This is a genomic window from Pseudomonas sp. SG20052, assembly GCF_031766055.1.
In the GTDB taxonomy this organism is placed as follows: Bacteria; Pseudomonadota; Gammaproteobacteria; order Pseudomonadales; family Pseudomonadaceae; genus Aquipseudomonas; species Aquipseudomonas mandelii.
Window position 1 is genome coordinate 4,546,138 of sequence record NZ_CP134498.1, and the last position, 15,827, is coordinate 4,561,964.

At 60.6% G+C, this 15,827-nt stretch carries 11 protein-coding genes; 6 read left to right on the forward strand and 5 right to left on the reverse strand.

Translation table 11 applies throughout. The features are described from left to right. Positions 1-113 precede the first annotated feature (113 nt). Positions 114-2,042: a transglycosylase SLT domain-containing protein gene (locus tag RHP74_RS20885; protein WP_077748221.1), complete on the forward strand. Its 1,929-nt coding sequence runs from the start codon at positions 114-116 to the stop codon at positions 2,040-2,042. Positions 2,043-2,115: 73 nt separating this feature from the next. Here the strand turns inward: RHP74_RS20885 and RHP74_RS20890 are convergent, their stop codons facing one another. Next, positions 2,116-3,150 carry a Fic family protein gene (locus RHP74_RS20890; protein ID WP_311096225.1) on the reverse strand — a complete coding sequence of 345 codons (1,035 nt, stop codon included), beginning with the start codon at positions 3,148-3,150 and terminating at the stop codon, positions 2,116-2,118. Positions 3,151-3,218: 68 nt separating this feature from the next. Further along, a complete protein-coding gene (locus RHP74_RS20895) occupies positions 3,219-4,985 on the reverse strand; it encodes an ABC transporter transmembrane domain-containing protein (RefSeq protein ID WP_010456377.1) in 1,767 nt (588 codons plus the stop codon). A gap of 256 nt (positions 4,986-5,241) precedes the next feature. Between RHP74_RS20895 and RHP74_RS20900 the strand changes: the two genes are divergently transcribed. Continuing rightward, on the forward strand, positions 5,242-5,421 hold the full coding sequence (locus RHP74_RS20900; RefSeq protein ID WP_010456379.1) for a PA1571 family protein: 180 nt from the start codon (positions 5,242-5,244) through the stop codon (positions 5,419-5,421). A gap of 183 nt (positions 5,422-5,604) precedes the next feature. On the opposite strand, the gene pdxB is transcribed toward RHP74_RS20900, so the two are convergent. Continuing rightward, positions 5,605-6,747, reverse strand: a complete 1,143-nt coding sequence (pdxB, locus tag RHP74_RS20905; protein WP_311096226.1) for a 4-phosphoerythronate dehydrogenase PdxB — start codon at positions 6,745-6,747, stop codon at positions 5,605-5,607. Positions 6,748-7,080: 333 nt separating this feature from the next. Here pdxB and RHP74_RS20910 point away from each other — a divergent pair, with 333 nt between their 5' ends. After that, the gene (locus RHP74_RS20910) at positions 7,081-8,490 is read left to right on the forward strand and encodes an MATE family efflux transporter (RefSeq protein WP_304875644.1); all 1,410 of its coding nucleotides are present in this window, start codon (positions 7,081-7,083) and stop codon (positions 8,488-8,490) included. On the opposite strand, the gene tusA is transcribed toward RHP74_RS20910, so the two are convergent. Next, complete coding sequence (gene tusA / locus RHP74_RS20915) at positions 8,487-8,738, reverse strand: sulfurtransferase TusA (protein WP_007907805.1); 252 nt, start codon at positions 8,736-8,738, stop codon at positions 8,487-8,489. The genes RHP74_RS20910 and tusA overlap by 4 nt on opposite strands. Positions 8,739-8,923: 185 nt before the next feature. Next, a complete protein-coding gene (gene rlmM, locus RHP74_RS20920; RefSeq protein WP_010456393.1) occupies positions 8,924-9,997 on the reverse strand; it encodes a 23S rRNA (cytidine(2498)-2'-O)-methyltransferase RlmM in 1,074 nt (357 codons plus the stop codon). Between the two features lie 222 nt (positions 9,998-10,219). Here rlmM and acnA point away from each other — a divergent pair, with 222 nt between their 5' ends. The 3 genes from acnA to RHP74_RS20935 all read left to right on the forward strand — a co-directional run bounded on the left by acnA (position 10,220) and on the right by RHP74_RS20935 (position 15,666). After that, the gene (gene acnA / locus RHP74_RS20925) at positions 10,220-12,961 is read left to right on the forward strand and encodes an aconitate hydratase AcnA (protein ID WP_311096227.1); all 2,742 of its coding nucleotides are present in this window, start codon (positions 10,220-10,222) and stop codon (positions 12,959-12,961) included. Between the two features lie 244 nt (positions 12,962-13,205). Next, a complete protein-coding gene (locus RHP74_RS20930; RefSeq protein WP_288109767.1) occupies positions 13,206-13,997 on the forward strand; it encodes a CPBP family intramembrane glutamic endopeptidase in 792 nt (263 codons plus the stop codon). A 103-nt stretch (positions 13,998-14,100) separates the two neighbouring features. Continuing rightward, positions 14,101-15,666, forward strand: a complete 1,566-nt coding sequence (locus RHP74_RS20935; protein WP_010456398.1) for a PAS domain-containing methyl-accepting chemotaxis protein — start codon at positions 14,101-14,103, stop codon at positions 15,664-15,666. Positions 15,667-15,827 lie beyond the last annotated feature (161 nt).

The following is a 15,827-nucleotide window of genomic DNA, read 5'->3' on the forward strand; positions in this document are numbered from 1 at the left end:
TTGTGCCGAGAGGCCCGCAAAGCTTTCGCCCGTTGCTGGCAAAAGGCTAAGCTACAGATAATTCGGTGCAGGTTAAGTCTGCACTTGTCGTGATTTCTATGCCCGGACGTCTCATGCGCAGCCGCCTCTTCAGTTTTTTATCTTGCTTGCTTCTTTCTGCCGCTGCCGCTCAAACCGCCCAGGCGGTGGACCTGTCCACCCAGCGCCAATATTACGATGAGGCCAAGCGAGCCTTGGCCAAGGGCGATACCGGCCCATATTTTCGCTACAGCCAGGCCCTTCGTGATTATCCACTGGAGCCGTACCTGGCCTACGACGAACTGACCGCTCGGCTGAAAACGGCCAGCAATGCCGAAATCGAAAAATTCCTCGCCGAACACGGTGACCTGCCCCAGGCCAACTGGATGAAATTGCGCTGGTTGCGCTGGCTGGCCGAACGCGGCGACTGGGCGACCTTCGTCAAATACTACGACCCCAAGCTCAATTTCACCGAACTGGACTGCCTCAACGCGCAGTACCAGATTGGTCACAACCAGAAAGCCGAAGGCTACGCCAACGCCAATAAACTCTGGCTGACCGGCAAATCCCAACCCGCCGCCTGCGACGCGCTGTTCGGGCAATGGGCCGCCGAAGGTCAACTGACCGAACAGAAACGCTGGGAGCGCACGAAGCTTGCCGCCCAGGCGCGCAACTATCCGCTGGCCAACAGCCTGGTCAATGGCCTGACCACCCTCGCCCCTCGCGGTCGTTTGCTGGTGGATGTGGCGCAAAAACCTGAACTGCTGAATCAGCCGTCGCGCTTCACCCCGGCCGACGAACCGATGTCCGACGTGGTCAGTCTCGGTCTGCGCCGCCTGGCCCGCCAGGACCCGGACAAAGCCATGAACCTGCTCGACGGCTATGCCAGCAGCATGCACTTCTCCCGCGACGAAAAAGTGGCGATCGCCCGTGAAATCGGGTTGACCCTCGCCAAACGTTTCGACCCTCGCGCACTGGAAATGATGACCAGGTACGACCCGGAACTGCGCGACAACACCGTGTCCGAATGGCGCATGCGCCTGCTGTTGCGTCTGGCCCGCTGGGACGATGCCTATCAGCTGACTCGGCGCTTGCCGCAGGACCTGGCGACCACCAACCGCTGGCGCTACTGGCAGGCCCGCAGCCTGGAACTGGCGCAGCCGCAGAACCCGGAAGTACAAAACCTGTACAAGAACCTGGCCCGTGAGCGCGACTTCTACGGTTTCCTTGCCGCTGACCGTTCACAATCGCCCTACTCGCTAAACAACAAACCGCTGGTACTGAGCCAGGCGCTGATCAACAAGGTGCGCAACACGCCAGGCATTCGTCGCGCCCTCGAGTTCCACGCCCGCGGGCAGATCGTCGACGGTCGTCGCGAGTGGTACCACGTCAGCCGTCACTTAAACCGTGATGAAATGGTCGCCCAGGCAAAACTGGCCTACGACCTGAAATGGTATTTCCCGGCGATTCGCACCATCAGTCAGGCGCAATACTGGGACGATCTGGACATCCGCTTCCCGATGGCCCACCGCGAAACCCTGGTGCGTGAAGCCAAGGTCCGTGGCTTGCACTCGAGCTGGGTGTTCGCCATTACCCGCCAGGAAAGCGCCTTCATGGCCGACGCCCGTTCCGGCGTCGGCGCCAGCGGCCTGATGCAGCTGATGCCCGGCACCGCCAAGGAAACCGCACGCAAGTTCAGCATTCCGCTGGCCTCGCCGCAGCAAGTGCTCGACCCGGACAAGAACATCCAGCTCGGCGCCGCGTACCTGAGCCAGGTCCACAGCCAGTTCAACGGCAACCGCGTCCTCGCCTCCGCCGCCTACAACGCCGGCCCCGGCCGTGTACGCCAGTGGCTGCGCGGTGCGGATCACCTGAGCTTCGACGTGTGGGTGGAAAGCATCCCGTTCGACGAAACCCGCCAGTATGTGCAAAACGTATTGTCGTACTCGGTGATCTACGGCCAGAAACTCAACTCGCCACAGCCGCTGGTGGATTGGCATGAGCGGTACTTTGACGATCAGTGATCCTGATGTTGAAGTCCGAATAAAAATGCCCGCATCGATTGATGCGGGCATTTTTTTGGCGTATCCAGAACGTCTATGCAGACTTGAATCGTGCGGCAGTCTGTTTGCCATGCCGGGTCAGACGATATTTTTGAGCCGGACTGCTTGGTGTCTCGGGGCTGGTCATTTCAATCAAATCGGCAGCCAATGCGGGCCTGAGGTAGTTAGCCCGAAAGGTCGCCTTGTGAGCCAAACCGACCTCAACCATCAAGTCGCTGATTTTAAGCGGACCATTAACCTGGAGTGCTGAAAGCAATCTCCCTACTGGGTCGGTTACTGGGTCGGTTACTGGGTCGATTATTGATTCGGTATTGCCTGCCTCTTCAAGCGCAATACTCAACGCTTGCAGCATGAACTCGACAAAAGGCGTCGACTCAGCCAACTGGTCCGCAGCCGACAACGCCGCGTAATAAGCGTCTTGCTGCTCTCGAATCACCGCTTCGACTGGCAGATAAGCCAACACCGGCCGCCACTGACTGAGTATCAAGGTTTGCCAGAGTCGCCCCATCCGCCCATTTCCGTCGGCGAAAGGATGAATAAACTCGAACTCGTAGTGGAAGACGCAGCTGACGATCAATGGGTGCCAATCCGATTGACTGAGCCACGCCAGCAAATCGTCCATCAAATGCCCAACACGACTCGGCGGCGGTGCCATGTGGACTAATTTTTCACCACGATAAATACCGACACCGGCTTGGCGAAACCGCCCACAGTCGTCAATCAATCCGCCCATCAGCAACTCATGCGCCCGCAGCAGGTCGGCCCGGTTGCTCGACCGCCACTCAGGCATGGCTTCATACGCCGCAAAAGCGTTACGCACTTCCTGGATTTCTCGCGGCAGGCCAAGTACTCGTCGCCCAGCCAGGACTGCGGTCACCTGCTCGATGCTGAGCGTGTTGTTCTCGATCGCCAAGGAAGCCTGAATCGTGCGAATTCGATTACTACGACGCAGTTGAGGCGTCTGCAGGCGTTCGTCCACAGCCGTCAGCTGACCGATTTGTTCGCTGATCCCGGCGATCAACGCCAGCATTCTGGTGGTCAGGGTCAACGGTGGTTGATAACGGCTCATATCCTCATCCAGGCTCGCAACTGAGGCCGACATAATGCCCGAACCTCGCAGTGTTCAGCAGCTCTCATTCATGCCGCGTCGTGCCCGTCACTGAATTGCAACGCCGCCAACCGCGCATACAGCGCATTGCTCGCAATCAATTCCTGATGCGTCCCTATTGCCACCAGTTTCCCATGATCCATCACCGCGATCCGGTCGGCATTTTTTACCGTGGCCAAGCGGTGAGCGATGACCAGGGTGGTGCGGTTTTTCATCAGGCTCGGCAGGGCTTGCTGGATCAGGTGTTCGCTTTGGGCGTCGAGGGCGCTGGTGGCTTCGTCCAGCAACAGGATCGGCGCGTCCACCAGCAGCGCCCGTGCGATGGCCAGGCGTTGGCGCTGGCCGCCGGACAAACCGAGGCCACCGTCGCCAAGGTGGGTCTGATAGCCGTTAGGCATCTGCTCGATAAAGTCGTGGGCGTAGGCGATTTTCGCCGCTTCCTGAACCTGGGCCAGGGTCGCCGACGGGTTGCCGTAGCGGATGTTCTCTTCGATGCTGCCGAAGAACAGGGCCGGGTTTTGCGAGACCAGAGCGAAGCAGCGACGCAGGTCGAGCGGATCGAGTTGGGTCAGTGGCACGCCATCCAGCAGGATCTGCCCCGAGGCAGGATCGTAAAAACGCAGCAGCAGGTCATACACGGTGGATTTCCCGGCACCGGACGGGCCGACCAGGGCGAGGGTTTCGCCTGCATTGATGGTCAGATTCAAGCCATCGACGGCGTAACTTTCTGGACGTGAAGGGTAGGAAAAGCGCACGTCTTGCAGCGTCAGATTGCCCTTCACCCGATCAGGCAAGGTCACCAGCCCTGTGGTGGGCGGCTGGATGATGTTCTCGGAGCGCAGCAATTCGGCAATCCGCTCGGCCGCACCCGCCGCTCGCTGCAATTCGCCGATCACCTCACTCAACGTGCCAAAGGCGCTGCCGACGATCAGGCTGTAGAAGACGAAGGCTGCCAGTTCGCCCGCCGAGATCCGTCCGGCGATCACGTCCATGCCGCCGACCCACAGCATAACGCCCACCGCGCCCAGCACGAGCACGATCACCAGCGTAATCAGCCAGGCGCGCTGAAAAATGCGTTTGCGCGCCGTGTCGAACGCCTCCTCCACGGTCACGGCGAAGCGTTGCTCGTCCTGGACCTGATGGTTGTAGGCCTGCACGGTTTTGATCTGGCCGAGAGTTTCGGAGACGTAGCTGCCGATGTCGGCAATCCGGTCCTGACTCAGGCGCGACAGACTGCGAACCCGACGGCCGAAAACAAGGATCGGCGCGATCACCAGCGGCAACGCCACGACCACGATGCTGGTGAGTTTGGGGTTGGTGATAAACAGCAAGACGATCCCGCCGATGACCATCAGCAAATTGCGCAAGAACAGCGACAACGAAGAGCCGATCACTGATTGCAGCAACGTGGTGTCGGCGGTCAGCCGTGACTGGATCTCGGAGCTGCGATTGTCTTCATAGAAACCCGGATGCAGATAAACCAGGTGGTTGAATACTTGCTTGCGGATGTCCGCGACCACACGTTCGCCGATCCACGACACCAGATAGAAGCGCGCAAAGGTGCCGATCGCCAGCCCGACCACCAGCACCATGAACAAGCCGATGGTCTGGTTGAGCAAATGCGCCGATTGGGTCATGAACCCTTGATCCACCAGCAAGCGAATGCCCTGCCCCATCGACAAGGTGATGCCGGCGGTGATGATCAGCGCGAGCAATGCGCCAAGGGCCGGCCAGCGATAAGGTGCAAGAAAGCGGCTGGTCAGGCGAATCGCACGGCGGTGACGGGCAGAGAGCATCGGGTTATCCAGTACGCAAATGATGGGACCAGCTATACCGCTTAAATGGGGTGGAACTCTGTAAATCACAATGAGTCAGGTTAATTATGACCACAAAGACTAGCCGCTAGACGCTATTGGTCTAATGTCCGGGTGGCAACACTGCGGTATTTCTGGTGGACTGATGTTGCCGCCTTGGAGAGATCGCAGGGAGTTGTCACAGCCTGGTCACCTGGCGGTTTTAAAGTAGGCACACAACCTGATGAGGAGACAGGCCATGTCCTTGCAAAACAGCAGCGAAGACAAGATTCAAGTGATCCGCACACAACCAGACCAGTCTCTGGGTTGCTCAATTATTGATAAGGATGGGCGTGAAGTACCGATCACTGAAGACATGATCCAGCAAGCCTGCAGCGAACTGGAAAAGCGATTGGTCAAGCCTGCCGAACAAGAGTGATTAGCCACCGTCTTCTTGACCCGGCCCTGATGGCCGGGTTTTTTGTGGGTGCTTATCCGGGAAATGCGGGGCAGCGATTCGCGGGCAAGCCTCGCTCCTACAGATTTTGCGTCGTCAACCTACTTAGCGAACACCCAAATCCTGTAGTAGCCAGGCTTGCCCGCGAAAGGGTCAACCCGGTCTCTAGACCGCCGTTGCGCCCAGTGCCGCCACTATCTTCAGCAACTCAGGCGAATCCCCCTCAATCCGCACCTGCAACCCGTCAATCTCCCTGCGCGCAGGATAGTTCTTGCGCAACGCATCAAACGCCGCACGCTGCTCGCTCACATTGCCTACAAGGCTGCGACGGAAATCCGCATCGTCACGACGCGGGTCGTACACGCCGCGGCACAGCATCGCCAGCGCCCAGGCCGGATCGCTCTTCGCGTGAAGGGTCACGTGCGACAACCACGGCGCCGGCAGCAGATCGCTCAAGCTGACCTGGGCCGGTTGCCCGATGAATTCGCAATACGCCTGATAGATCTGCGCCGTCCCCCGTTGTTTGCCATCCAGGCTATAACCGGCAATGTGCGGCGTCGCCAGCACGCAGAGTTCGGCCAGCGCCACATCGACTTCAGGTTCGCCTTCCCACACGTCGAGCACCGCTTGCAGGTCTTCGCGCTGCAACAACACCTGGCGCAGGGCGGCGTTGTCCACCACCGGGCCACGGCTGGCGTTGATCAGCCAGGTGCCAGGCTTGAGTTGGTTCAGGCGTTGTTTATCGAACAGATGCCAGGTCGACTGTGAGCCGTGTTTCTTCAAAGGGGTGTGCAGACTGATGACATCGCACTGCTCGATGATCTGCTCGAGGCTGACGTAATCGCCACCTTCGGCCGCTTGCCGTGGCGGATCACACACCCGCACGTTCCAGCCCAGCCCCTTCAAGACCTTGACCAGGCGACCGCCCACTTCGCCGGCACCCACGATGCCGTAAGTGCGCTGAGTCAGGTCGACGCCTTCGATTTCGGCCAGGGTCAGCAAACTGCCGAGCACATAATCGACCACGCCCCGGGCATTGCAGCCGGGCGCGCTCGACCAGGTGATGCCGGCCTGCTGAAAATAATCCAGATCCAGGTGATCCGTGCCGATGGTGCAAGTGCCGACAAAGCGCACCTTGCTGCCTTCGAGCAACGCGCGATTGACGTTGGTCACCGAGCGCACCAGCAGCACATCGGCCTGCTCGACGGTGGCGCGGTCGATGGAACGTCCCGGCACCCGGCGAATTTCGCCGAAAGTTTCGAAGAAGGCATCGAGCAGCGGGATATTTTCGTCGGCAACAATCAACATGGCAGGCTCCTTTGGCGGGTTGGCAGTGTAGGCGGAGATGACTGTGGTGGGCCAGCGGGCATTAAGGTCACTCCATACCCTGTGGTGAGGGAGCTTGCTCCCGCTGGGTCGCGCAGCGGCCCCAACCCTAGCGATCCGGTTTTGACAGGCTTATCACTTGCAAGGCTATGGAACTGCTGCGCAGTCCAGCGGGAGCAAGCTCCCTCGCCACATAGTGTTCAGCATTAACCCGGATCGGTAATTACAAATAGCTAACACAGGATTTTTCCTGACCACTGCGTCAGGGCGTAGAATGCGCCGCCTTGCGCATCAACATCTCTGGACGTTTCGCCCTTGAATTCCGTGACTGACCGCCCCGCCGCTACTTCCCTCACACGCCCGGCCCGGGTTCGCCTGGAGCTGAAAAACCTGCTTGGCCTGGCGCTGCCGATCATGATCGCGCAACTGGCGACCACCGCCATGGGCTTCGTCGATGCGGTGATGGCGGGACGGGTCGGCCCGCGCGACTTGGCGGCCGTGGCGCTCGGCAACTCAATCTGGGTTCCAGTGTTTTTGTTGATGACCGGCACCTTGCTGGCCACTACTCCGAAAGTCGCCCAGCGCTTCGGTGCCGGCACCCACAGCGAAATCGGCCCGATTGTGCGTCAGGCACTGTGGCTGGCCTTGGTGGTGGGTTTGATGGCGACCGGCATGCTGTTCAGCGCCGAACCAATCCTGCACATGATGAAGGTCGATCCCGAGCTGATCGGCCCGTGCATGCAGTATCTGCACGGCATCGCCAGCGGTCTGCCCGCCGTCGCCTTCTATCATGTGTTGCGTTGCTTCAGTGACGGCCTGGGACGCACACGTCCAGCGATGGTGCTGGGCCTCTGCGGATTGGCGTTGAACATTCCGCTGAACTACATCTTCATCTATGGCCACTTCGGCGTGCCGGCCATGGGCGGGGTCGGGTGCGGCTGGGCCACGGCGATCGTGATGTGGGTGATGGCGCTGGGCATGGCCGGTTGGGAGCGTTGGGCACCGGCGTACCAGTCGAGTCAGTTGTTCAGCCGTTTCGACTGGCCGCAATGGTCGGTAATCAAACGCCTGCTCGGTATCGGCCTGCCGATCGGCATCGCAGTGTTCGCCGAGTCGAGCATTTTCGCCGTAATCGCCCTGCTGATCGGCAGCCTCGGCGCCACCGTGGTGGCGGGACATCAGATCGCCCTGAACTTCAGCTCGCTGGTGTTCATGATCCCTTACTCCCTCGGCATGGCCGTCACGGTGCGGGTCGGCCAGGCGCTCGGCCGCCAGGAGCCGCGCGAAGCACGCTTCGCTGCCGGGGTCGGCATGGGCACCGCACTGGCGTATGCCTGTGTTTCGGCGAGCATGATGCTGTTGCTGCGCGAGCACATCGCAACGATTTATACCGCCGACCCGACGGTCATACGCGTGGCAGCGATGCTGATTGTGTATTCGGCGCTGTTCCAGTTCTCCGACGCGATCCAGGTCACGGCGGCCGGCGCACTGCGCGGTTACCAGGACACTCGGGTGACGATGATCCTGACCCTGTTCGCCTATTGGGGCATCGGTTTGCCGGTGGGCTACGCCTTGGGCCTGACCGACTGGTTCGGCACGCCGAGCGGCCCGAGCGGGCTGTGGCAGGGTTTGATCGTGGGCTTGAGTTGCGCGGCGCTGATGCTGTCGATCCGCCTGACGCGCAGTGCACGCAAGCGAATCCGCATCAGTCATTCGGCGGGTTAAGCGAGTTTCTTGCGGATCCAGTAGAGGTAGGTGCCGGCCTCTTCGTGCTGCGCGACCAGTTCGTGGTCGAGGAATACGCAGAACTTGGGAATATCGCGACGGGTCGAGGGATCGGTCGCGATTACCTTGAGCAGGCCACCGGGCACCAGGTCACGGATGTGCTGGTGCAGCATCATCACCGGTTCCGGGCAGTTGAGGCCGGTGGCGTCGAGGGTGCCGTCTACCGGCGTATCAATCATTTCACTCATGATTCACTCCTGAAGCTGGCCGGCATTGTCGCGCATTGCCGGGGTTCGGTCATCTGTGTCGTACACCGCCCGTCTGTAGGAGCGAGGCTTGCCCGCGAAGGAGCCCTTGAGGACGCCAAAAGCTTCGCGGGCAATCCTCGCTCCTACAAGGGGGGCGGTGTGTATCAGCGGGGGTGCGGTGTGTATCAGCGGGATTTCGGTTTCTTCACGTCGATCCGGCGCAAGTGGCACGTCACCTCTTCACGGTCGTGATACAGCTGCTTGCAGCCGATCTCGACCCGGATGCCGCGCTCCTTGAAGCCCTCGGCAATGCGTTCCAGCAGGCGTTTCACTTCGGCGTAACGCTGTTTCATCGGCAACTTCAGGTTGACCACCGCTTCGCGGCAATGTCCCTCGCCAATCCATTCTTCCAGCATCGCGGCGTTGCGCGCCGGTTTCTCGACGATGTCGCAGACCATCCAGTCCACCGGTTGCTTGGGCTTGAAGGTGAAACCGTCGGCCATCAGGTGCTGCACTAAACCAGTGTCCATCAAGCTTTCGGCCATCGGACCGTTGTCAATCGCCGTCACCAGCATGCCGCGGTTGACCAGTTGCCAGGTCCAGCCGCCGGGGGCGGCACCGAGGTCGACGCCGGTCATGTCGCTGTGCAGGCGCTCATCCCACTGATCGCGGGGGATAAAGTGGTGCCACGCCTCTTCCAGCTTCAACGTCGAACGGCTCGGCGCCTCACGAGGAAACTTCAGGCGCGGAATGCCCATCGGCCACATCGCCGAGTTGTTGGACTCGGCCAGCCCCATGAACACTTCGCGGCCGCTTTTGAAGGTCAGCAGCAGGCGCGGCTTGTGCGCATCCTCGACCAACTTGCCGGCCGCCATCAGCGCCTTGCGCAGGTGCCCTTCGAATTTCTTGCAGAAGTTCGACAGCTCCTTGCCGTCGTTGGTGTCGACCATTTCCAGCCACAGGCTGCCGCACAGCGGGAAGTCCGCCATGTGCGCAAGGATCACGCTGATGCGGTCGGTTTCCGGCAGGTCGATGAAAATTCCGCGCGCCCATTGGCGCGGGAAGATCAGCTCGGCGAAACGCTGGCCACGCATCAGCCGCTCGGCGCCGTCTTCTTCGGTGCAGATGAATTCAGCGCAGGCGCTGGCGGTCTTGGCTTTGGCATAACCGGCCACGTTCAGCCGCGCGGCGTGTTCGGAAATCTCGGAACAGACTTCGCCTTCGAAGCCCGGCCGGCAATGCATAAAGAGGGTGTTCATTCTTACTCCTGGGCAGTTGGCGAAGAATTCAGCCACTGCGCGATGCCCAGACTTGCGTTGAAGCAAAGCCTGTCACGAAAACCGGCGCATGATAGCCGAGTTCGGAACCTTGGACTTGGCCATAGAGTCCAGTTATTAGCTTTAACATTCAAACAGGGCTAGGTTGAAAGCTCTGTCCGTCCCCTCAGTCCGTAGCCGTGCGGACTCAAAGGAGTGATCGCAATGCCGTCCCTCGATAGCCTGAACACCCTTAAAACCCTGCAAGTCGACGACAAGACCTATCACTATTTCAGCTTGCCCGATGCCGCCAAAAGTCTGGGCGACCTGGACAAGCTGCCGATGTCGTTGAAAGTGCTGCTGGAAAACCTGCTGCGCTGGGAAGATGAAAAAACCGTCACCGGCGCCGACCTCCGGGCGATTGCCGCCTGGCTCAAGGAGCGTCGCTCCGACCGAGAAATTCAATACCGCCCCGCACGAGTATTGATGCAGGACTTTACCGGCGTGCCTGCCGTGGTCGACCTGGCCGCCATGCGCGCCGCCATGGCCAAGGCCGGTGGCGACCCGCAGCGGATCAATCCGCTCTCCCCTGTGGATCTGGTGATCGACCACTCGGTGATGGTCGACAAATTCGGCAGTTCCAGCGCCTTCGAACAGAACGTCGACATCGAAATGCAGCGCAACGGTGAGCGCTACGCGTTCCTGCGCTGGGGCCAGAGCGCCTTCGACAACTTCAGCGTGGTGCCACCGGGCACGGGCATTTGCCACCAGGTCAACCTGGAATACCTCGGTCGCACGGTCTGGACCAAAGACGAGGATGGCCGCACCTACGCCTTCCCCGACACCCTGGTCGGCACCGACTCCCACACCACCATGATCAACGGTCTCGGCGTACTCGGCTGGGGCGTCGGCGGGATCGAAGCGGAAGCGGCGATGCTCGGCCAGCCGGTATCGATGCTGATTCCGGAAGTGATCGGCTTCAAACTCACCGGCAAGCTCAAGGAAGGCATCACCGCCACCGACCTGGTGCTGACCGTCACGCAGATGCTGCGCAAGAAAGGCGTCGTCGGCAAGTTCGTCGAATTCTATGGCGACGGCCTTGCCGACCTGCCGCTGGCCGACCGCGCGACCATCGCCAACATGGCCCCGGAATACGGCGCCACCTGCGGCTTCTTCCCGGTCGACGACATCACGCTGGAGTATCTGCGGCTCTCGGGTCGCCCACTGGCCACCGTGAAACTGGTCGAGGCCTACAGCAAAGCTCAGGGCCTGTGGCGACTGCCGGGCCAGGAACCGGTGTTCACCGACACCCTGGCACTGGACATGGCCAGCGTCGAAGCCAGCCTGGCCGGGCCTAAACGCCCACAGGACAGGGTTTCGCTGCCAAATGTCGCGCAAGCGTTCAGTGATTTCATCGACCTGCAATTCAAACCCACCAGCAAGGAAGTCGGTCGCCTCGAAAGTGAAGGCGGCGGTGGCGTCGCGGTGGGCAATGCCGATCTGGCGGGCGAAGCCGACTACGAATACGACGGCCAGACCTATCGGTTGAAAAACGGCGCGGTGGTGATCGCCGCGATCACCTCTTGCACCAACACCTCCAACCCGAGCGTGATGATGGCCGCCGGTCTGGTGGCGAAAAAAGCCGTGGAAAAAGGCCTCAAGCGCAAACCGTGGGTCAAGAGTTCGTTGGCCCCTGGCTCGAAAGTGGTCACCGACTACTACAAGGCTGCCGGCCTGACCCCGTATCTGAATGAGCTGGGTTTTGACTTGGTCGGCTATGGCTGCACCACTTGCATCGGCAACTCCGGCCCCTTGCCGGAGCCGATTGAAAAAGCCATCCAGGCCGCAGACCTGACCGTCGCCTCGGTGCTGTCGGGCAACCGCAACTTCGAAGGCCGCGTGCATCCGCTGGTGAAAACCAACTGGCTGGCCTCCCCGCCGCTGGTCGTCGCCTATGCGTTGGCCGGCACGGTGCGGACCGACATCAGCAGCGAACCGCTGGGTAACGACAAGGATGGCAATCCGGTGTACCTGCGGGACATCTGGCCGAGCACCCAAGAGATTGCCGACGCCGTGAGTCAGGTCAACACCGCCATGTTCCACAAGGAATACGCCGAGGTGTTTGCCGGCGACGAGCAATGGCAAGCGATTGAAGTGCCGCAGGCAGCGACGTATGTCTGGCAGGACGATTCGACTTACATCCAGCATCCACCGTTCTTCGATGACATCGGCGGTCCACCGCCGGTGGTCAAGGACGTTTCCGGCGCCAGGGTCCTTGCGCTGCTGGGCGACTCGGTGACCACCGACCACATCTCCCCCGCCGGCAACATCAAGGCGGACAGTCCGGCCGGTCAATACCTGCGCGATAAAGGCGTGGAGCCGCGGGACTTCAACTCCTATGGTTCCCGTCGCGGCAATCACGAAGTGATGATGCGCGGCACTTTCGCCAACATCCGCATTCGCAACGAAATGCTCAGCGGTGAAGAAGGCGGCAACACGATCTACATCCCGACCGGGGAAAGGATGCCGATCTACGACGCGGCCATGCGCTATCAAGCGTCGGGCACGCCGCTGGTGGTGATCGCCGGTCAGGAATACGGCACCGGTTCGAGCCGCGACTGGGCGGCCAAGGGCACTAATCTGCTGGGCGTGAAAGCGGTCATCGCCGAAAGCTTCGAGCGGATTCACCGTTCCAACCTGGTGGGCATGGGCGTGCTGCCGTTGCAGTTCAAGCTGGATCAGAACCGCAAGAGCCTGAACCTGACCGGCAAGGAGACGCTGGATATCCTTGGGTTGACCGGCGTCGAGTTGACGCCGCGGATGAACCTGACACTCATCATCACCCGCGAGAACGGCAGCCGCGAGAAAGTCGAGGTGCTGTGCCGGATCGATACGCTCAATGAAGTGGAATACTTCAAGTCAGGGGGGATTTTGCATTACGTGTTGCGGCAGTTGATTGCGTCGTAACCGCCTGCCGACACAGACACCGCCTTCGGGCGGTGTTTTTGTTGGGGCCTGTTTATAATCGCGCCCCGCAAACAGTGCACACTTTGTGGCGAGGGAGCTTGCTCCCGCTCGACTGCGAAGCAGTCGTAAAACAGCCGATGCGATCTGATTGAAGTATCGGGTCACCGGGTTTGGGGCTGCTTCGCACCCCAGCGGGAGCAAGCTCCCTCGCCACAAAAGCGCTTCAGCCTCAAAGGACTAATTTATGCTCGCCCTGCCATGGACATACCTGGCCCTTCTCTCCCTCGGCTACACCCTCGCCCTGACCTACGGCCACCTCGGCTGGCTGGCCGGCATCTCCGTCGCATTGCTGCTCGTCGCTGGTTTCGCGGTCCGTCAGCAAAAAATCCCCATCGCTCGCTTCCTCGGTCACGGCGTGTTCATCATCCTCGCCGTGGCCCTGGCGATGCATTGGCTGCCCGGTTTCTACAACGGTCGTGGCATCGACCCGCATCGCATCACCGACGATGCCGCGCCGTTTACCATGTACCTGAATCAGGACAAGCCCCTGATCGGCTTTTGGCTGTTACTGGTGTGTCCGTGGATTGTCGGCCGGCGCTCTTTGCGCCTTTCGGTTTATGCCACCGCACTCGCCCTGCCCCTGAGCGCCGTCCTGGCCTTGGGTGGCGCACTCTTGCTGGGGATGATCAGTTGGGCGCCGAAGTGGCCGGACCAAGCCGGGCTGTGGGTGCTGAACAATCTGCTGCTGGTGACGCTGGTCGAGGAAGCGCTGTTTCGCGGTTACGTCCAGGGTGGGCTGAGCCGGCACTTCAAACACCTGCCCTACGGTGAAAACCTGGCATTGCTGCTCGCCTCGCTGTTGTTCGGCGTGGCGCATGCGGGCGCGGGTTGGCAATGGGTGCTGCTGGCGGGTCTGGCAGGTGTCGGCTATGGTCTGGCCTACCGTTTCGGCGGATTGGGGGCGGCCATCGCCACCCATTTCGGCTTGAACCTGCTGCATTTCGCACTGTTCACGTACCCGATGCTCGCCGGCTGATGCAATGGCCGTTTTGCGACGCGCCACTGATTATTGAAAAATATTTTCAATAAATTCCTGACGCCGCCGACAACCTCTCAAAGCCTTGCGGATTGAAAAAGCCATGCGTAACAACCAGCCCACCACACAACGCGAACGGACCTTTCCGGCTCAGCAACGGTTGATTTCCACCACCGATGCCAAGGGCGTGATCACCTACTGCAACGACGCCTTCGTCGAAATCAGCGGATTTTCTCGTGAAGAACTGATCCGTGCGCCGCATAACCTGGTCCGTCACCCCGACGTTCCGGCGGCGGTGTTCGCGCACATGTGGGGCACACTGAAACAAGGCTTGCCATGGATGGGCATTGTCAAGAATCGCTGCAAGACCGGTGACCACTACTGGGTTAACGCCTATGTCACACCGGTGTTCGAAGGCAATCAGGTGATCGGCTACGAATCGGTGCGGATCAAACCCACCGCCGAGCAGATCCGCCGTGCCGAGGCGCTCTACCAACGCATCAACCAGGGCAAGTCGGCCATTCCTTCGACAGACAAATGGCTGCCAGTCCTTCAGGACTGGGTGCCGTTCATTCTGGTCAGTCAACTGAGCTTCATGATCGGTGCGTCGCTCAACTCCCACTGGGGTTTCGCCCTGGCCGCCGGCCTGTCGGTGCCGCTGGGTTTGCTGGGCTTGAGCTGGCAACAGCGCGGCCTCAAGCGCTTGCTGGTGCTAGCGGGGCAAACCACCTCCGACCCGTTGATCGCGCAGATGTACACCGACAGTCGTGGCGCCCAGGCACGTCTGGAGATGTCGATTCTCAGCCAGGAAGCACGTCTGAAAACCTGCCTGACCCGCCTGCAGGACACCGCCGAGCACCTGACCGAACAAGCCAGGCAGTCCGACACCCTGGCCCACAACAGTTCCACGGGCCTGGAACGTCAACGCGTCGAAACCGAGCAAGTGGCCACCGCCGTCAATCAGATGGCCGCCACCACGCAGGAAGTCGCCAGCCACGTGCAGCGCACCGCCGATGCGACCCAGGAAGCCAATCGCCTGACCGGTCGCGGTCGCGACATCGCCGGGGAAACCCGCGAAGCCATCCAGCGCTTGTCGGTGGTGGTCGGTGAAACCGGGATGACCGTAACCCAGCTGGCCAAGGACAGCGACGAAATCGGTGGCGTGGTCGATGTCATCAAGGGCATCGCCGACCAGACCAACCTGCTGGCCCTGAACGCCGCCATCGAAGCGGCCCGTGCCGGCGAGATGGGCCGTGGTTTTGCCGTGGTGGCTGACGAAGTGCGTCAACTGGCGCAACGCACCAGCGAATCCACCGGACAGATTCACGCCCTGATCGCCAAGCTGCAACAAACCGCCAGCACCGCAGTGCAAACCATGGAAGCCGGGCATCGTCAGGCTGAAGAAGGCGTGGCGCGGGTACTGGAAGCGGATCAGGCGCTGGTAGGGATCAGCGAAGCGGTGGCCAACATCACCGACATGACCACCCAGATTGCGGCGGCGACCGAAGAGCAAAGTGCGGTGGCTGAAGAGATCAGCCGCAACATCAGCAACATCTCGCAGCTGGCTGACCAGACGTCGGAACAGGCACAGCACTCGGCGCTGTTGAGTGAAGAGCTGACCAAGACGGCGAATACCCAGTATTCGTTGGTGGAGCGGTTTAACCGCTGACAGTCACTGGAAAGACAAAAACCCGGACGGTGAAAACCTCCGGGTTTTTTTATTTTTGCAAATCGTGAAATGTTTTCAAGGAGGCACCTGTCAGTTCTGACAGTAGTCGAAAAAACCCAGGAGGCTTATCAAGGAGACGGTCGCTTTGTCCATCGGACAAT